The sequence below is a fragment of the Streptomyces sp. NPDC037100 genome (assembly GCF_055606225.1).
In genome coordinates this window covers 185148-203632 of the sequence record NZ_JBVJSX010000003.1, presented here as the reverse complement: position 1 = coordinate 203632, position 18485 = coordinate 185148, and the positions used below count along the sequence as shown (strand labels likewise).

Below are 18485 nucleotides of genomic sequence, written 5' to 3'. Positions count from 1 at the left end.
GACTGTGATGGGGGAGACAGGGACCCCCTCAAGATGCTCGAAAGCCCGTGCTGCATAATGGCTTGTGAATGTGAACGCTTTCACAAGCGTATGTAAGGAGCGGCGACGTGGACCTGGCTTTGGCGCCGGAGACCCTGGCGCGATGGCAGTTCGGAATCACCACCGTCTACCACTTTCTGTTCGTCCCCCTGACGATCTCCCTGGCCGCGCTCACGGCCGGTCTGCAGACGGCGTGGGTGCGGACGGAGAAGGAGAAGTACCTCCGGGCGACCAAGTTCTGGGGCAAGCTCTTCCTGATCAACATCGCGATGGGTGTGGTCACCGGCATCGTGCAGGAGTTCCAGTTCGGCATGAACTGGTCCGACTACTCGCGCTTCGTCGGTGACGTCTTCGGTGCGCCGCTCGCCTTCGAGGCACTGATCGCGTTCTTCTTCGAGTCCACCTTCATCGGCCTGTGGATCTTCGGCTGGGACAAGCTGCCGAAGAAGATCCACCTGGCCTGCATATGGATGGTCTCCATCGGCACGATCCTGTCGGCCTACTTCATCCTCGCGGCCAACTCCTGGATGCAGCACCCGGTCGGCTACCGGATCAACGAGGCGAAGGGCCGGGCCGAGCTCACCGACTTCTGGCTCGTGCTGACCCAGAACACCGCGCTCGCCCAGGTCTTCCACACGCTCACCGCGGCGTTCCTGACCGGCGGCGCCTTCATGGTCGGCATCGCCGCCTTCCACCTGGTCCGCAAGAAGCACGTCCCTGTGATGAAGACCTCGCTCCGGCTGGGCCTGGTCACCGTCGTCATCGGCGGTCTCCTCACCGCGATCAGCGGTGACGTGCTCGGCAAGATCATGTACCAGCAGCAGCCGATGAAGATGGCCGCGGCCGAGGCGCTGTGGGACGGCGAGAAGCCGGCTCCCTTCTCGGTCTTCGCCGTCGGCGACGTCGACAAGGGGCACAACAAGGTCGCCATCGAGGTCCCCGGCCTCCTGTCCTTCCTCGCGAAGGACGACTTCACCTCGTACGTGCCCGGCATCAACGACGTCAACAAGGCCGAGCAGGAGAAGTACGGGCCCGGCGACTACCGGCCCAACATCCCCGTCGCCTACTGGGGCTTCCGGTGGATGATCGGCTTCGGCATGACGTCGTTCGCCATCGGTCTGGCCGGGCTGTGGCTGACCCGCAAGAAGTTCATGCTGCCGCGGCACCTGCGGGTGGGCGACGACGAGGTGCCGCATCTCGTCCTGCTGCCGAAGAAGGCGCTCGGCCCGACCCTCACCAAGTGGTACTGGCGCATCGCGATCCTCACCCTGGGCTTCCCGCTGATCGCCAGCTCCTGGGGCTGGATCTTCACCGAGATGGGCCGTCAGCCGTGGGTCGTCTACGGCCTGTTCCAGACGCGCGACGCGGTCTCCCCCGGTGTGTCGCAGGCCGAGGTCATCACCTCCATGGTCGTCTTCACCACGCTGTACGCGATCCTCGCCGTCGTCGAGGTCAAGCTGCTGGTCAAGTACGTCAAGGCGGGCCCGCCGGAGCTCACCGAGGCCGACCTCAACCCGCCCACGAAGATCGGCGGCGACTCCCGTGACGCCGACAAGCCGATGGCCTTCTCGTACTAGGCCGAGGGAGCTGCACAGTCATGGAACTGCACGACGTCTGGTTCGTTCTGATCGCCGTCCTGTGGACCGGCTACTTCTTCCTGGAGGGCTTCGACTTCGGGGTCGGGGTTCTCACGAAGCTGCTCGCCCGGAACCGGCCCGAGAAGCGGGTACTGATCAACACGATCGGCCCCGTCTGGGACGGCAACGAGGTGTGGCTGCTCTCGGCGGGAGGCGCGACCTTCGCCGCCTTCCCCGAGTGGTACGCCACGCTCTTCTCCGGCTTCTACCTGCCGCTGCTGCTCATCCTGGTCTGTCTGATCGTCCGGGGTGTGGCCTTCGAGTACCGGGTGAAGCGGCCCGAGGAGAACTGGCAGCGCAACTGGGAGACCGCGATCTTCTGGGCCTCGCTGCTGCCCGCGTTCCTGTGGGGCGTGGCCTTCGGCAACATCGTGCGGGGCGTGAAGATCGACCAGGACTTCAACTACGCCGGTGGCGTCCTGGACCTGCTCAACCCGTACGCGCTGCTCGGCGGACTGGTCACGCTGTCGCTGTTCACCTTCCACGGGACGGTGTTCGTCGGGCTCAAGACCGTCGGGGAGATTCGCGAGCGGGCGCGGAAGCTGGCGCTGCGCGTCGGATCGGTGACCGCCCTGCTGGCGCTCGCCTTCCTGTTGTGGACGCAGGCCGACCGGGGCGACGGTCCGTCCCTCGTGGCGATGGTCATGGCCGTGGCGTCGCTCCTCGTGGCCCTGGTCGCGGCACGGGCCGGGCGTGAGGGCTGGGCGTTCGCACTGTCGGGGCTCACCATCGTGGCCACGGTGGCCATGCTCTTCCTGACGCTCTTCCCGAACGTCATGCCGTCGACGCTGAACCCGGACTGGAGCCTCACGGTCACCAATGCCTCGTCCAGCCCGTACACACTGAAGATCATGACCTGGTGTGCCGGGATCGCCACGCCGGTCGTCCTGCTCTACCAGGGCTGGACGTACTGGGTGTTCCGCAAGCGGATCGGTACGCAGCACATCGCCGAGACCGCGCACTGAGGTGTGTTTCACGTGAAACCGATCGATCCGCGTCTGCTCCGGTACGCCCGCGCCACCCGTGTCTTCCTCGTGGCGGTCGTCGCCCTGGGGGCGGTGGGCGCGGGGTTGGTCATCGCTCAGGCGATGCTCATCGCCGAGGTGGTGGTCGGCGCGTTCCAGCACCGCATGGCGGTGTCCGAACTCGGCACGCCCCTGCTGCTGCTGGCGGCCGTCGCGGTCGGCCGGGCGCTGGTCGGATGGCTCACCGAGCTCGCCGCGCACCGGGCGAGCGCGGCCGTGAAGTCCGAGCTGCGGGGGCGGTTGCTGGCGCGTGCAGTCGAGCTGGGACCGGGTCGGCTGGGCGGGCAGCGGACCGGTTCGCTGGTCGCCCTGGCCACCCGGGGCGTCGACGCCCTCGACGACTACTTCTCGCGCTATCTGCCGCAGTTGGGTCTCGCGGTGGTCGTGCCGGTGGCGGTGCTGGCGCGGATCGTCACCGAGGACTGGGTCTCCGCGGCCATCATCGTGGGCACCCTGCCGCTCATCCCGGTCTTCATGGTGCTGATCGGCTGGGCCACCCAGTCCCGGATGGACCGTCAGTGGCGGCTGCTGTCGCGGCTGTCCGGGCACTTCCTGGACGTCGTTGCGGGCCTTTCGACGCTGAAGGTCTTCGGACGGGCCAAGGCGCAGGCCGAGTCGATCCGGCGCATCACCGGTGAGTACCGCCGGGCGACCATGCGGACGCTGCGGATCGCCTTCATCTCCTCGTTCGCCCTGGAACTGCTCGCGACGATCTCGGTGGCACTGGTCGCCGTGACGATCGGCATGCGGCTGGTGCACGGCGAGATGGACCTGTACATCGGTCTGGTCATCCTGATCCTCGCGCCCGAGGCGTATCTGCCGTTGCGGCAGGTCGGGGCGCAGTACCACGCGGCGGCGGAGGGGCTCGCCGCCGCCGAGGAGATCTTCGAGGTCCTGGAGACGCCCGTACCGGCGTCCGGATCAAAGGCCGTTCCGGAGGGTGCGCTGTCGTTCGAGGGTGTCACCGTCCGGTACCCGGGGCGGTCGGCGGACGCCGTCTCGAACGTGTCCTTCGGCGTCGAGCCCGGGGAGACGGTCGCGCTGGTGGGGCCGAGCGGCGCCGGCAAGTCGACGCTGCTGAGCGTCCTGCTGGGGTTCGTGCGACCGGCCGAGGGACAGGTGCGGGTCGGGGGTGTCGACCTCGTCGACGCCGACCTGGAGCAGTGGCGCTCCCGGATCGCGTGGGTGCCGCAGCGGCCGCATCTCTACGCCGGGACGATCGCCGAGAACGTACGGCTGGCGCGGCCCGGCGCCGACGACGACTCCGTACGGTGGGCGCTGCGGGATGCCGGGGCGCTGGAGTTCGTCGACGCCCTGCCCGAGGGCGTGGAGACCGTGCTCGGCGAGGACGGCGCCGGGCTGTCAGCCGGGCAGCGGCAGCGCCTCGCACTGGCCCGCGCGTTCCTCGCCGACCGGCCCGTGCTGCTGCTCGACGAGCCGACGGCGGGGCTGGACGGGGCCACCGAGGCCGAGGTCGTCGCGGCGGTGCGGCGGCTCGCGGCCGGCCGGACGGTCCTGCTGGTGGTGCACCGGCCGGCGCTGCTGGACGTCGCGGACCGGGTGGTGCGGCTGGAGGGCACGGACCGGGCGGCGCGGCCGGCGGAGCCCGGGACCGCCGCCGCCCTGCCTTTGGCGTCTGCCGTGACCCGGTCGGCCGGCACCCGGATCGCCGAGGTCGAGCCGCCCGCCCCGGCCGAGTCCGTCGGGCGGTCGGCTCGGGGCGGTGTCCTCATGCGCGTCCGCGGAATGTCCGGTGCCCGGCGCGGGCGGCTGGGACTCGCGCTGCTGCTCGGGAGTCTCGCCCTGGGGAGTGCGGTGGGTCTCATGGCCACCTCGGGGTGGCTGATCTCGCGAGCCTCGCAGCAGCCGCCCGTGCTGTATCTGATGATGGCCGTCACCGCGACGCGGGCGTTCGGGATCGGGCGGGCCGTGTTCCGGTACGCCGAGCGGCTGGTGTCGCACGACGCCGTGCTGCGGATGCTGGCGGACACCCGGGTGGCGGTGTTCCGCAGGCTGGAGCGGCTGGCACCGGCCGGACTGCTCCGGGTCCGCCGGGGCGATCTGCTCTCCCGGCTGGTCGCGGACGTGGACGCGCTGCAGGACTACTGGCTGCGGTGGCTGTTGCCGGCCGGGGCGGCCCTGGTCGTGTCGGCCGCGTCCATCGGCTTCACCGCGTGGCTGCTGCCCGAGGCCGGGGCGGTGCTCGCGGCCGGGCTTCTGGCGGCGGGGGTCGGTGTGCCGCTGATCACCGGCGCGGTGGCCCGTCGGGCCGAACACAAACTGGCGCCCGCCCGTGGGGTGCTCGCGACGCGGGTGGCCGATCTGCTCACCGGCACCGCGGAACTGACCGTCACCGGTGCGCTGCCCGCGCGGACCGCCCAGACCCGCGAGGCCGACGGGGCGCTGACACGGATCGCCGCGCGGGCCGCCACGGCCACGGCTCTGGGTGACGGTCTCACGGCGTTGATCTCAGGGCTGACCGTCACGGTCGCGGCGCTGGCGGGCGCGCAGGCGGTCGCCGCCGGGCGGCTCGACGGCGTGGCCATGGCCGTTGTCGTCCTCACTCCGCTCGCCGCCTTCGAGGCCGTGCTCGGGATGCCGCTCGCCGTGCGGTACCGGCAGCGCGTGCGCCGCAGCGCGGAGCGGGTGTACGAGGTGCTGGACGCCCCGGAGCCCGTGCGGGAGCCGGAGCGGCCCCGGCAGGCGCCCGCGTCGCCGTTCCCGGTCGTCGTCAGGGGGCTGACCGCCCGGCACACCGGGCAGGAGCGGGAGGCACTCGATGGGCTCGACCTGACCCTCGAGGAGGGGCGCCGGATCGCCGTGGTCGGACCCTCCGGCTCCGGCAAGACCACGCTGGCACAGGTGCTGCTGCGGTTCCTCGACGCGGAGGCGGGGTCGTACACCCTCGGGGGTGTGGACGCGTACGCGCTCCACGGTGACGACGTGCGGAAGCTCGTCGGGCTGTGTGCGCAGGACGCGCATCTCTTCGACAGCTCGCTGCGCGAGAACCTGCTGCTCGCCAGGAAGGACGCCACCGAGGAGCAGCTGCGTGCCGCGCTGGGCCGCGCCCGGCTGCTGGAGTGGGCGGACAGCCTGCCCGACGGTCCGGACACGCTCGTCGGCGAGCACGGGGCGCGGCTGTCGGGAGGCCAGCGGCAGCGGTTGGCGCTGGCCCGGGCACTTCTCGCCGACTTCCCCGTCCTGGTGCTGGACGAGCCCGCCGAGCACCTCGACCTGGCGACGGCCGACGCGCTCACCACCGATCTGCTGGCCGTCACCGAAGGGCGGACCACGCTGCTCATCACCCACCGGCTGGCGGGCCTCGAAGCGGTCGACGAGGTGATCGTGCTGGACCGGGGGCGGGCCGTGCAGCGCGGCCGGTATGCGGACCTGCTGGCAGTGGAGGGGCCGCTGCGGGAGATGGCGGAGCGGGAAGCGGCCACGGAGTCACTGGTGGGAGCGCGGTAGCGGCCGGGAACGGTGTGGACTGGGCCGTTCGGCGCAGCCGGTCCCCCAGCCGTGCGACCTGAACAGGACCGGATACGCAGTGCTGGGCGACGATCGCTGACATGCGCTCATATCGCCGCCTTCGGCTGCTGGTTCCGGTCCTGCTGTGCGCGCTGACCGTACTCGCGGCCCGGCCGACGGCAGCGCCCGAGGAGCCCGGCAGCGGCACCGGTACCGGCGCGGACACCGGCCTCAGCGCCGAGGTGGCGCGGCTGTACGAGGAGGCCGCGGTGGCGACGCAGCAGTACGAGGCCGGCCGCAAGGAGGCAGAGGAGCAGCGGGCCGAGGTCCGGCGGGCGGAGGAACTCCTGGACGCGCAGCGGCGGCACATCGCCGCTCTGCACGAGGACCTCGGCCGGATCGCCCGGGCGCAGTACCGCGGCAGCGGTGGCCTGCCGGTGGCAGCGCACATGCTCCTCGCCGACAGCCCCGACAGCCTGATGCGAGGTCAGCACGCCTTCTCCCAGGCGGATCTCGCCGTGAGCAACGCGATCTCCAAGAACCGGCGGGCCGAGGCACGGCTGGCGACGGACGAGGCCAGGGCCGCCGACCGGTGGCAGGCGCTGGAGCGGCGCAACACCCAACTCGCCGGCCTGAAGGCGGACATCGAGCAGAAGCTGGAGTCGGCGCGCTCACAACTCCAGGGGCAGGCGGACGCCGCGGTCGCCGCCGGGGCGTGTCGCGGAGCCGTCCGGCTCGACCAGCCGGAGACGGGACTCGCCGAGGGCGGCTGGGTCGCGCCGGTCGAGACGTACGAGCTGTCGGCGTCCTACGGCAGCGGCGGTGAGCGGTGGTCGAACCGGCACACCGGCCAGGATTTCGCAGTGCCGATCGGCACGCCGGTGCGGGCCGTGGGCGCGGGCCGGGTGGTGAGGGTGTCCTGCGGCGGTGCCTTCGGCATGGAGGTCGTGCTCGAGCACGCGGACGGCTATTACACGCAGTACGCCCATCTCGCTTCTCTCGCGGTCGGCCAGGGGGAGCACGTCAGCCCCGGACAGTGGATCGGCCAGTCGGGCACCACGGGCAACTCCACCGGGCCGCACCTGCACTTCGAGGCCCGGATCACAGCGGAGTCGGGCTCGTCGGTGAACCCGGTCTCGTGGCTGGCGACGCGCGGGGTGTCCCTCTGAGACACCCCGGCTCCGGCGGCTACGGCAGTTCCGTCAGCAACTGCTCGATCACGACCGCCACCCCGTCCTCGTTGTTCGCCACCGTCCGCCCCGAGGCGGCGGCGATCACGTCGGGGTGCGCGTTGCCCATCGCGTACCCCCGGCCTGCCCAGGTCAGCATCTCCACGTCGTTCGGCATGTCACCGAAGGCGACGACCTGCTCGTGCGAGATGCCGCGCTCGGCGCAGCACAGGGCGAGGGTGCTGGCCTTCGACACCCCGGGGCCGCTGATCTCCAGCAGCGCGCTGGGGCTGGAGCGCGTGACGTTGGCGCGGTCGCCGATGGCGAGGCGGGCCAGGGTCAGGAAGGCGTCGGGGTCGATCTCGGGGTGGTAGGCGAGGATCTTCAGCACCGGCTCCGCGGCGGCCCGGTGGTCCGGTCCCAGCAGCTCCTCGGCCGGGGCGAGGCTGTCGGGGATCTCCATGTGCAGCTTCGGGTACGCCGGCTCCTGGTAGAAGCCGTACGTCTGCTCCACCGCGTACACGGTGCCCGGCGCCGCGTCGCGCAGCAGCCGTACGGCGTCCAGGGCGTTCTCCCGGGCCAGCTCCCGCACCTTCACGAACCGGTGGGCGCCGGGGCCGCCGTGCAGGTCGACCACGGCGGCGCCGTTGCCGCAGATCGCCAGGCCGTGGCCGTGCACATGGTCGCTGACGACGTCCATCCAGCGGGCCGGGCGGCCCGTGACGAAGAAGACCTCGATGCCCGCCTCCTCGGCGGCGGCCAGCGCGGCGACCGTACGCGGGGACACCGACTTGTCGTCGCGCAGCAGAGTGCCGTCGAGGTCGGTGGCGATCAGTCGCGGCGGGAGGGTCTCGGCCGCGGTCTCGGGCTGTCGGGTCGCTGAGGTCACCCGGCCATTGTCCCGCACATGCCTGCACGGGCGTGCGGGGCTCCGCACAGGTGAGTGAATACCGCTGCCACCAGGAGCCCCACATGAGCAGTCGCTCCGCAGGGGCCCCGCGGTGAGGCCCCTGCAGAGCCTCCGACGCAGGCCCCTGCAAGGCCCCGGCAGAGCCCCCGACGCAGGCCCCTGCAGAGCCCCGAGGCATCCGTCCGCCTCAGCGCAGCTGCGCCGGCGCCTCCATCGCGATCTGCTCGAAGACCTTCTCGTCCGCGGCGAAGGGCGAGTCGGGGATCGGCCAATGGATCACGATCTCCGTGAAGCCCAGCTCCACATGCCGTCCGGCGAACTCCACGAAGGCGTCCAGGGACTGGAGCGGGCCGACACGGTCCGGCGTGAAACCGGTGAGCAGCACCCGGTCGAGATCGGTCATGTCCCGGCCGACCTCGGCACAGATGTCGTCGAGCCTCTCCGCCTGCCCGCGAATGGCCTGAACCGACTGCTCAGGCGTGCCGTTCTCGTACAGCTTCGGGTCGCCGGTGGTCACCCACGCCTGCCCGAAACGGGCGGCAAGCCGCATCCCGCGGGGCCCTGTCGCGGCCACCGCGAACGGCAGCCTGGGGCGCTGCACACAGCCGGGGATGTTCCGTGCCTCGTGGGCGGAGTAGAAGTCGCCCTCGTACGACACGGCGTCCTCGCAGAGCAGCCGGTCGAGCAGCGGGACGAACTCGGCGAAGCGGTCGGCACGCTCGTGCGGGGTCCAGGGGTCCTGGCCGAGCGCGGTGGCGTCGAAGCCGGAGCCGCCCGCGCCTATGCCCAGCGTGACCCGCCCGCCGGAGATGTCGTCGAGGGAGATCAGCTCCTTGGCGAGCGTCACGGGGTGCCGGAAGTTCGGAGAGGTCACCAGGGTGCCCAGCCGCAGCCGGTCGGTGACGCTCGCGGCGGCCGTGAGTGTCGGCACGGCGCCGAACCACGGGCCGTCCCGGAAGGTGCGCCAGGACAGGTGGTCGTAGGTGTACGCGGTGTGGAAGCCGAGCTGCTCGGCGCGCGTCCAGGCCGCGCGGCCGCCTTCGTGCCAGCGGCGGTACGGGAGGATCACGGTGCTCAGACGCAGACTCATGACATCGAGCCTAAGGGAGCGCCGGCGGTCTCCCCTGTTTCACGTGAAACCGTCACCGTGCGCGTCCGGGTAGGTACGGGTGCGGTGCGCAGTCGGCCGGATGCGGCAGGTCAACGCGGTCCGGGGAAACGCAGGTACCGGGCCGGGACGGCCTCGGTCAGCCACACCCCGTTCGCGCTCACCTGGAAGAGATGGCCGTCACGGTGCATGGCGTCCGCGTCCACCACCAGCACGATCGGACGTCCCCGGCGGGCGCCCACACGGGTCGCCGTCTCCCGGTCGGGTGAAAGGTGCACGGCGTGCCGGCGCATGGGCCGGAGTCCCTCGGCGCGGATCGCGTCCAAGGAGGCGGCGACAGTGCCGTGGTAGAGGTGTGCGGGCGGGGTGGCCGGCGCGAGCCCGAGGTCGACCTCCACGCTGTGGCCCTGGCTGGCGCGGATCCGGGTGCCCTCGACGGCGAAACGCCGCTTGTCGTTGGTGGCGACGACATGGTCCAGTTCGTCGCGGGTGAACCGGAATCCGTGCGCGGCGGCCGCGGCGATCAAGGTGTCGATCTCGACCCAGCCGGCCTCGTCGAGCGTGAGCCCGATACGTTCCGGCTGGTGGCGCAGATGCTTCGACAGGTACTTCGACACCTTCACGGTGCGTCTTTCGTCCATCCCACCAGAGTGCGGGAGAGACGTGAATCACGCGATCGAGTTTCACTTCCGAGGTTTGATCCACAACCAAGTATGGTTATCCACAGGAGAATTGGCGGTTCTGTGGACAACTGGCCCTCACCGCACGGGTTTTGGGGAACCGGTCGCAAGCCTTCGATCCGAGGGGACTCGGCGTCATACCGGCGGCTTCATCCGCGCGAGGCCCCGCAGTGCCCCCGGTGCCCACCGTGACAGCCACCGCGCACCCCGTGCCTCCGGTGTCACCGGCACCACCGCCTCATTGCGCGCGACCGCCCGCAGGATCGCACGGGCGACCTTCTGCGGCGGATAGTTCCGCAGCCCGTACAGACGGGCGGCGCGCTTCTGCAGCCGCTTCTCCTCCAGGGCGTCGACCCCGGCGAAGTGCGCCGTCGACGTGATGGCGGTGTTCACGATGCCGGGGCAGACCGCCGTCACGCCGATCCCCCGTCCGGCGAGCTCCGCCCGCAGGCACTCGCTGAGCATCAGCACGGCCGCCTTGGACGTGCTGTACGCGGGCAGGGCCCGGGAGGGCTGGTACGCCGCGGCGGATGCCACGTTGACGATGTGGCCGCCCTGCCCGCGTTCGGCCATCCGCCGGCCGAAGAGCCGGCATCCGTGGATGACACCCCACAGGTTGACGTCGAGGACCTTCTTCCAGTCCTCCGGGGTGGTGTCGAAGAAGGAACCGGACAGTCCGATCCCGGCGTTGTTCACGAGGACGTCCACCACCCCGTACTCGGCGGTGACCTTGTCGGCGAGCTTCTCCACGGCCTGCTCGTCGGAGACGTCGACCGTCTCCGCCCAGACCTCGGGGGCGCCCAGCAGGCGGCAGGACTCGGCTGTGCGGGCCGCTGCCTCCGCGTTCCGGTCGACGGCCACCACGCGCGCGCCGGCCTCGGCGAACGCGAGCGCGGTCGCCCGCCCGATACCGCTGCCCGCCCCGGTGACCAGCACGAGCTGCCCGCCGAACCGCTGGGCGTGCGCCCCGCTCGCCGCCACCGGGGACCGCCCGCTCTCGACGGACGTCACGAACTCCTCGATCCACGAGACCAGTCGGTCGGGGCGGGTCCGCGGGATCCAGTGCCCCGCCTGGACCGTCCTGCGGGTCAACTGCGGAACCCACTGCTCCAGTTCGTCGTGGAGCCGCTCCGAGAGGAACCGGTCCTCCAGGGGCGTGATGATCTGCACGGGTGCGTGGGCGTGCGCGTCGGGGCGTGGCGCGCGCAGCCGGGGCCGGACGTTGTCCCGGTACAACCAGGCCCCGTGCGCCGCGTCCGACGGCAGGGAGGCGGTGGGGTAGTCGCCCCGTGGCACCTTCTCGACGCGCTCCAGCACCCGCGGCCAGCGCTTGCCGAGCGGGCCGCGCCAGGCCAGCTCGGGCAGCACGGGCGTGTGCAGCAGGTACACGTACCAGGACCTGGCGCCCTGCCCGAGCAGCTGTCCGACCCGGCGCGGGGTGGGCCGCTTCACGCGCTGGCCGATCCAGTGGCCGAAGTGGTCGAGGGACGGCCCGGACATCGAGGTGAACGAGGCGATGCGCCCCCTGGTGCGCTGCACGGTGGTGAACTCCCAGGCCTGCACCGAGCCCCAGTCGTGCCCGACCAGATGCACCGGCCGGTCCGGACTCACCGCGTCCACGACGGCCAGGAAGTCGTCCGTCAGCTTCTCCAGCGTGAACCCGCCCCGCAACGGCCGCGGCGCCGTCGACCGGCCGTGTCCGCGGACGTCGTACGCCACCACGTGGAAGCGTCCGGCGAGTCGCCCGGCGACCTCGGACCACACCTCTTTGCTGTCCGGGTAACCGTGCACCAGGACGACCGTCGGCCGCCCCGGATCACCCATCTCGACCACGCACAGCTCGACTTCGCCGGTCCGAACCCTGCGCTCCCGCGCGCCCGTCAGCAACGTCATCCGGCGAATCTGGCAGTTGTTAGAGAGTTCGTCAATAGGAGCTGCCCGGTGGTGGTAACTCTCAAGAGGCAGCTCCCCTAGGGGCCCGTAATACTCAGGGCTGATCCGAAGACAGCTCTGCGGAGTGATGCCCGCCACGCGCACGGCCCCTACCTTCGAGGGGTGACTGTGATCGCGACCGAAAGCCTGAGCAAGCGGTTCCCCCGGGTGACCGCGCTTGACCGGCTCTCCGTGGACGTCGGGCCCGGTGTGACCGGACTCGTCGGAGCAAACGGAGCCGGCAAGTCCACACTGATCAAGATCCTGCTGGGTCTGTCCCCCGCCACCGAGGGCCGCGCCGAAGTGCTCGGTCTCGATGTCGCCACCAAGGGCGCCGCCATCCGCGAGCGGGTCGGCTACATGCCCGAGCACGACTGCCTGCCGCCGGACGTCTCGGCCACCGAGTTCGTCGTCCACATGGCGCGCATGTCCGGTCTGCCGCCCACCGCCGCGCGCGAGCGCACGGCCGACACCCTGCGCCACGTCGGCCTGTACGAGGAGCGCTACCGCCCCATCGGCGGCTACTCGACCGGCATGAAGCAGCGCGTCAAGCTCGCGCAGGCCCTCGTCCACGACCCGCAGCTGGTCTTCCTGGACGAGCCGACCAACGGTCTCGACCCCGTCGGCCGCGACGAGATGCTCGGCCTGATCCGCCGGATCCACACCGACTTCGGCATCTCGGTCCTGGTCACCTCCCACCTGCTGGGCGAGCTGGAACGCACCTGCGACCACGTCGTCGTCGTGGACGGCGGCAAGCTCCTGCGCTCCAGCTCCACCACGGACTTCACGCAGACCACCACGACCCTCGCCATCGAGGTCACGGACACCGACGAGCACCCGGACGGCACCCGCGCGGTCCGCGAGGCGCTGCACGCGCGCGGGGTGAGCGTCGAGGACGGCAGCGGTCTGCCGGGCGCCGGCCATGTCCTGCTGCTCACCGCGCAGGGCGAGGAGACGTACGACGTGGTCCGGGACGTGATCGCGGACCTCGGACTCGGCCTGGTGCGCATGGAGCAGCGCCGGCACCACATCTCCGAGGTCTTCACCGGCAGCGACGAGCGCGAACAGCGGAAGGAGGCGGTCGGCCATGGCGGTTGAGCACCGCACGGGGGCAGCCGCCCCGGCACCGGGTGACCAGACCCGCATCCACAACATCGGCTACCGCAACTACGACGGCCCGCGCCTCGGCCGCGCCTACGCCCGCCGCTCCCTGTACTCGCAGTCCCTGCGCGGCTCCTACGGCCTCGGCCGCTCGGTGAAGTCCAAGGTGCTGCCGATGCTGCTCTTCGTGGTGATGTGCGTGCCCGCCGCCATCATGGTCGCCGTCGCGGTCGCCACCAAGGCCAACGCCCTGCCCCTGGACTACACGCGCAACGCGATCGTCATGCAGGCGGTCATCAGCCTCTACGTCGCCTCACAGGCACCCCAGAGCGTTTCGCGGGACCTGCGCTTCAAGACCGTGCCGCTGTACTTCTCGCGGCCCATCGAGACCGCCGACTACGTCCGGGCCAAGTTCGCGGCACTGGCCTCGGCGCTGTTCATCCTCACCGCGGCGCCCCTGCTCGTGCTCTACGTGGGCGCCCTGCTGGCCAAGCTCGACTTCGCCGACCAGACCAAGGGATTCGCTCAGGGACTCGTCTCCGTGGCACTGCTCTCACTGCTGTTCGCCGGAATCGGCCTGGTCATCGCGTCCTTCACCCCGCGCCGCGGCTTCGGAATCGCGGCCGTGATCGCCGTGCTGACCATCACCTACGGCGCGGTCTCCACCCTCCAGGCCATCGCCGACGCCCAGGGCAGCGGCGACGCCGTGCCGTGGATCGGGCTGTTCTCGCCGATCACGATCGTCGACGGTGTGCAGTCCGCGTTCCTGGGCGCGACGTCCGCCTCCCCTGGCGGGGTGGGCCCGAGCACCGCCGAGGGCATCGTCTACGTCGTCGTCGCCCTGGGCCTGATCGCGGCGAGCTACGGCCTCCTGATGCGCCGCTACAAGAAGGTGGGACTGTGACCACGCTCTCCATCGACCACGTCTCCCGCTGGTTCGGCAACGTGGTCGCCGTCAACGACATCACCATGACCATCGGCCCCGGGGTCACCGGCCTGCTCGGCCCCAACGGCGCCGGAAAGTCCACCCTCATCAACATGATGGGCGGCTTCCTGGCCCCCTCCACCGGCACGGTCACCCTCGACGGCCAGGCCGTGTGGCGCAACGAGCAGATCTACAAGCACATCGGTGTCGTGCCCGAGCGGGAGGCGATGTACGACTTCCTCACCGGCAAGGAGTTCGTGCTGGCCAACGCCGAGCTGCACGGCCTGGGCGCCAAGGCAGCCCAGAAGGCGCTCGCCACGGTCGAGATGGAGTACGCACAGGACCGCAAGATCCAGACGTACTCCAAGGGCATGCGCCAGCGCGTGAAGATGGCCTCCGCCCTGGTCCACGACCCCTCCCTGCTGCTGCTGGACGAGCCGTTCAACGGCATGGACCCGCGCCAGCGCATGCAGCTGATGGACCTGCTGCGTCGCATGGGCGACGAGGGCCGCACGGTCCTGTTCTCCTCCCACATCCTCGAAGAGGTCGAGCAACTCGCCTGGCACATCGAGGTCGTCGTCGCCGGCCGGCACGCCGCCAGCGGTGACTTCCGCAAGATCCGCCGCCTGATGACCGACCGGCCCCACCGCTACCTGGTGCGTTCCAGCGACGACCGTGCGCTCGCGGCCGCGCTGATCGCCGACCCGTCGACGGCCGGCATCGAGGTCGACCTCGCCGAGGGCGCGCTGCGCATCCAGGCCGTCGACTTCGGCCGCTTCACGGCCCTGCTGCCGCGCGTGGCCAGGGACCACGGCATCCGGCTGCTCACGGTCTCGCCGTCCGACGAGTCCCTCGAGTCCGTCTTCTCGTACCTCGTCGCGGCGTAGGAGGCCCTGATGTACGACCCCACAGTCGCCCGGCTCACGTACCGGGCCCTGCTCGGCCGACGCCGGGCCCTCATCCTCGGTGCCCTGCCGATGCTGCTGATCGTGATCGCCGTGGCGGTGCGCGCACTGGCAGGGGCGGACGACCAGACGGCGTCCGACCTGCTGGGCGGACTCGCGCTCGCCACGATGGTGCCGATCATCGGCGTCATCGCCGGGACGGGCGCGATCGGACCGGAGATCGACGACGGTTCGGTGGTGTACCTGCTGTCCAAGCCGATCAAACGGCCGACGATCATCTTCACCAAGCTGATCGTCGCGATCGCCGTGACCATGGTGTTCTCCGCGGTGCCGACGCTCATCGCCGGCTTCATCCTGAACGGCAACGGCCAGCAGGTCGCCGTCGCCTACACGGTGGCCGCGCTGGTCGCGTCCATCGCCTACGCGGCCCTGTTCCTGCTGCTGGGCACGGTCTCCCGGCACGCGGTGGTGTTCGGCCTCGTCTACGCGCTGGTCTGGGAGGCCCTGTTCGGCTCCCTGGTGCCGGGTGCGCGCACGCTGAGTGTCCAGCAGTGGTCGCTGGCGGTGGCACAGAAGGTGTCCGGCGGGGACCTGGTCTCCTCCGACGTGGGCCTGACCACGGCGACGGTGCTGCTGATCGCCGTCACGGTGCTGGCCACCTGGTACGCCGGACAGAAGCTGCGCTCCTTGACGCTCGCGGGCGAGGAGTGACGTGGCCCGGCCTTGACGGAGGCTTCACCTCTGCCGGGGCACACTGGGCGAACGGGATGTAGGGGAAGCACAACGGGAGTTGGACGGCTGGGAGGACGGGAATGGCGGGCGAGAAGGACGACTTCGACGATGTCGTACTGGACGAGGACTTCATACGCTCCGCCGGGACCTCCGAGCCGTCCGCCCGTGCCCGGATGCTCGCGGCGAAGTGGCGCCGCGAGGAACCGGAGCCACAGCCCTGGCGGTCCGACGAGCCGCCGGCGGGCTGGTTCTTCAGCAAGGTCCGGCGGCGCAGGTGGCGCAGGAAGTAGACGGTCGCTCTGCCGATCCGGCCGTCGTTTTAATCAGTGGCGTCCAATTCGCCCGGCGGGCACAGTGGTTGTCATCACGGCCGGGCGGGGAGCCCGGCGCCACGTTCTGGGAGAGGAGCGGGACGGTGTCCATGCACGGCAGTACGTCCAGCTCCCTTCAGGGCAGCCCGAGGCGGGATCCGGAGTAGTCACCACCCCTCCGTGGAACCCGCCTCGTACGGGGAGCTGCCCGGGGCGGCCGCTTCGAGCACGCGAATCGCACATCGCGTGGGCCGCCCACCCGGAGGATTGGCCGAGCGGTAAGGCACTGGCTTGCTAAGCCAAGGTCGGGCCTGAAAGCCCGCGCACGTTCGATTCGTGCATCCTCCGCCGAGCATGAGCATGAGCATGAGCATGAGCACGACCGGGCACGCCTGGCACCGTCCAGCCCCGGGCAACGCCCTCGGCACGGGGCGACACGCCGGACGCTCAGCCCAGCAACCGCTCCAGCACCACCGCGATGCCGTCCTCGTCGTGGGAGGACGTCACCTCGTCGGCCACCGCCTTCAGTTCCTCGTGGGCGTCCGCCATGGCGACGCCGTAGGAGGCCCAGGCGAACATCGGTATGTCGTTGGGCATGTCGCCGAAGGCGATCGTGTCGGCCGCCTTCAGACCGAGCCGACGGGCGGCCAGGGACAGCCCCGTCGCCTTGGACAGGCCGAGGGGGAGAAGCTCGACGATGCCCGCGCCCGCCATCGTGACGGTGACGAAACCGCCGGCGGTGCGCGTGGCCGCCTCGCAGAGCTCGTCGTCGGAAAGCGTCGGGTGCTGGATGTACAGCTTGTTCAGGGGCGCGGTCCACAGGTCCGACGCGTCCGTGAAGGGCGTGGCGGGCAGGGTGCCCTGCACCGCGTAGCCCGGGCCCACCAGCACCTCGCCGTCGAGGCCGTCGCGGCTCGCCGCCAGGTGGAGGGGGCCCACCTCCGCCTCGATCTTGGCCAGCGCCACCCCGGCCAGCTGCCGGTCCAGCGTCACCGACGTCAGCAGGCGGTGCGCGCCGGCGTCGTAGACCTGCGCGCCCTGACCGCAGACGGCAAGACCCTGGTAGCCGAGGTCGTCGAGGATGTGCCGGGTCCACGGAACGGCGCGGCCGGTGACGACGATGTGCGCGGCGCCCGCCGCGGTGGCCGCGGCGAGCGCGTCACGGGTGCGCTGCGACACGGTGTCGTCGGAGCGCAGCAGCGTCCCGTCGAGATCGGTGGCGACGAGCCGGTACGGGAAGGCGTCCGGGGAAGCCGTGTCGCTCACTTCGCCACCGGCTCCAGGACCTCCCGGCCGCCCAGGTACGGACGCAGCACCTCGGGCACGCGCACCGAACCGTCGGCCTGCTGGTGGTTCTCCAGGATCGCCACGATCGTGCGCGGGACGGCGCACAGCGTGCCGTTGAGCGTGGCCAGCGGGCGGACCTGCTTGCCCTCACGGACGCGGATCGACAGGCGGCGGGACTGGAACTCGGTGCAGTCCGAGGTCGAGGTCAGCTCTCGGTACTTGCCCTGGGTCGGGATCCACGCCTCGCAGTCGAACTTGCGGGAGGCCGAGGCACCCAGGTCGGCGCTCGCCACGTCGATCACGCGGTACGGCAGCTCCAGCGAGGTCAGCCACTGCTTCTCCCACTCCAGCAGGCGCTGGTGCTCGGCCTGCGAGTCCTCGGGAGCGACGTAGGAGAACATCTCGACCTTGTCGAACTGGTGCACGCGGAAGATGCCCCGGGTGTCCTTGCCGTGCGAACCGGCCTCGCGGCGGAAGCAGGGCGAGAAGCCCGCGTAGCGCAGGGGGAGGCGGTCGGCGTCGAGGATCTCGTCCATGTGGTACGCGGCGAGCGGCACCTCGGAGGTGCCGACCAGGTAGAGGTCGTCGTCGGCGAGGTGGTAGACGTCCTGTGCGGCCTGGCCGAGGAAGCCCGTGCCCGCCATGGACTGGGGGCGGACCAGCGCCGGGGTCAGCATCGGGGTGAAGCCGGCCGCGGTGGCCTGCGCCATCGCCGCGTTCACGAGGGCGAGCTCCAGGAGCGCGCCCACGCCGGTCAGGAAGTAGAAGCGCGAGCCGGAGACCTTGGCGCCGCGCTCGACGTCGATCGCGCCGAGGAGCTGGCCGAGCGCCAGGTGGTCCTTGGGCTCGAAGCCCTCGGCGTCGAAGTCGCGGATCGTGCCGTGCGTCTCGAGGGTGACGAAGTCCTCCTCGCCGCCCACGGGCACGTCCGGGTGCACGAGGTTGCCGAGCCGCTGGAGCAGTTCCTGGGTCTCGGTCGCGGCCGCGTCGCGATCGGCGTCGGCGGCCTTGACGTCGGCGGCGAGCTGGCCCGCCTTCTTCAGCAGCTCGGCCTTCTCGTCGCCGACCGCCTTGGGGATGAGCTTGCCGAGCGCCTTCTGTTCGGCGCGGAGCTCGTCGAAGCGGACGCCGGAGGACCTGCGCCGCTCGTCGGCAGACAGGAGGGCGTCGACGAGCGCGACGTCCTCTCCACGGGCGCGCTGCGACGCGCGCACACGGTCGGGGTCCTCACGGAGCAGGCGAAGGTCAATCACGCG

At 71.0% G+C, this 18485-nt stretch carries 15 protein-coding genes and 1 tRNA gene; 10 read left to right on the top strand and 6 right to left on the bottom strand.

The features are described from left to right. Positions 1-107 precede the first annotated feature (107 nt). From ACZ7EG_RS10995 to ACZ7EG_RS10980, 4 genes are all read left to right on the top strand, one after another. Positions 108-1616, top strand: coding sequence for a cytochrome ubiquinol oxidase subunit I (locus ACZ7EG_RS10995; protein WP_471075395.1), 1509 nt, complete (start codon positions 108-110; stop codon positions 1614-1616). Between the two features lie 20 nt (positions 1617-1636). After that, positions 1637-2641 (top strand): cytochrome d ubiquinol oxidase subunit II, encoded by a 1005-nt coding sequence (gene cydB, locus ACZ7EG_RS10990; RefSeq protein ID WP_471075392.1) that lies wholly within the window; start codon positions 1637-1639, stop codon positions 2639-2641. Positions 2642-2653: 12 nt separating this feature from the next. Beyond that, the gene (cydD, locus tag ACZ7EG_RS10985) at positions 2654-6169 is read left to right on the top strand and encodes a thiol reductant ABC exporter subunit CydD (RefSeq protein WP_471075389.1); all 3516 of its coding nucleotides are present in this window, start codon (positions 2654-2656) and stop codon (positions 6167-6169) included. Between the two features lie 101 nt (positions 6170-6270). Beyond that, positions 6271-7338: a M23 family metallopeptidase gene (locus ACZ7EG_RS10980; RefSeq protein ID WP_471075386.1), complete on the top strand. Its 1068-nt coding sequence runs from the start codon at positions 6271-6273 to the stop codon at positions 7336-7338. A 19-nt stretch (positions 7339-7357) separates the two neighbouring features. Here ACZ7EG_RS10980 and ACZ7EG_RS10975 read toward each other — a convergent pair whose 3' ends face one another. The 4 genes from ACZ7EG_RS10975 to ACZ7EG_RS10960 all read right to left on the bottom strand — a co-directional run bounded on the left by ACZ7EG_RS10975 (position 7358) and on the right by ACZ7EG_RS10960 (position 11929). Next, positions 7358-8227: a Cof-type HAD-IIB family hydrolase gene (locus ACZ7EG_RS10975; protein WP_471075382.1), complete on the bottom strand. Its 870-nt coding sequence runs from the start codon at positions 8225-8227 to the stop codon at positions 7358-7360. 208 nt (positions 8228-8435) lie between these two features. Continuing rightward, positions 8436-9338, bottom strand: a complete 903-nt coding sequence (locus ACZ7EG_RS10970) for an LLM class flavin-dependent oxidoreductase (RefSeq protein WP_471075380.1) — start codon at positions 9336-9338, stop codon at positions 8436-8438. 110 nt (positions 9339-9448) lie between these two features. Continuing rightward, on the bottom strand, positions 9449-9997 hold the full coding sequence (locus ACZ7EG_RS10965; protein WP_471075378.1) for an RNA 2'-phosphotransferase: 549 nt from the start codon (positions 9995-9997) through the stop codon (positions 9449-9451). Positions 9998-10171: 174 nt separating this feature from the next. Beyond that, positions 10172-11929, bottom strand: a complete 1758-nt coding sequence (locus ACZ7EG_RS10960) for an SDR family oxidoreductase (RefSeq protein WP_471075375.1) — start codon at positions 11927-11929, stop codon at positions 10172-10174. A gap of 168 nt (positions 11930-12097) precedes the next feature. Here ACZ7EG_RS10960 and ACZ7EG_RS10955 point away from each other — a divergent pair, with 168 nt between their 5' ends. From ACZ7EG_RS10955 to ACZ7EG_RS10930, 6 genes are all read left to right on the top strand, one after another. Beyond that, positions 12098-13066 (top strand): ABC transporter ATP-binding protein, encoded by a 969-nt coding sequence (locus ACZ7EG_RS10955; protein ID WP_471077039.1) that lies wholly within the window; start codon positions 12098-12100, stop codon positions 13064-13066. Beyond that, positions 13056-13973, top strand: a complete 918-nt coding sequence (locus ACZ7EG_RS10950) for an ABC transporter permease (RefSeq protein WP_471075372.1) — start codon at positions 13056-13058, stop codon at positions 13971-13973. The genes ACZ7EG_RS10955 and ACZ7EG_RS10950 overlap by 11 nt, the downstream gene beginning before the upstream one ends. Then, the gene (locus tag ACZ7EG_RS10945; protein WP_362045795.1) at positions 13970-14881 is read left to right on the top strand and encodes an ABC transporter ATP-binding protein; all 912 of its coding nucleotides are present in this window, start codon (positions 13970-13972) and stop codon (positions 14879-14881) included. Before ACZ7EG_RS10950 ends, ACZ7EG_RS10945 begins: the two co-directional genes overlap by 4 nt. Positions 14882-14890: 9 nt before the next feature. Then, on the top strand, positions 14891-15610 hold the full coding sequence (locus ACZ7EG_RS10940; RefSeq protein WP_471075369.1) for an ABC transporter permease: 720 nt from the start codon (positions 14891-14893) through the stop codon (positions 15608-15610). Between the two features lie 101 nt (positions 15611-15711). Then, positions 15712-15921, top strand: coding sequence for an SGM_3592 family protein (locus ACZ7EG_RS10935; protein WP_471075366.1), 210 nt, complete (start codon positions 15712-15714; stop codon positions 15919-15921). A 282-nt stretch (positions 15922-16203) separates the two neighbouring features. Continuing rightward, a tRNA-Ser gene (locus ACZ7EG_RS10930) sits at positions 16204-16290 on the top strand. A 99-nt stretch (positions 16291-16389) separates the two neighbouring features. Here the strand turns inward: ACZ7EG_RS10930 and ACZ7EG_RS10925 are convergent. Together ACZ7EG_RS10925 and serS are read right to left on the bottom strand one after the other, a co-directional pair. Further along, positions 16390-17208, bottom strand: coding sequence for an HAD family hydrolase (locus tag ACZ7EG_RS10925; RefSeq protein ID WP_471075363.1), 819 nt, complete (start codon positions 17206-17208; stop codon positions 16390-16392). Next, the gene (gene serS / locus ACZ7EG_RS10920; RefSeq protein ID WP_471075360.1) at positions 17205-18482 is read right to left on the bottom strand and encodes a serine--tRNA ligase; all 1278 of its coding nucleotides are present in this window, start codon (positions 18480-18482) and stop codon (positions 17205-17207) included. Before serS ends, ACZ7EG_RS10925 begins: the two co-directional genes overlap by 4 nt. Positions 18483-18485: the final 3 nt, after the last annotated feature.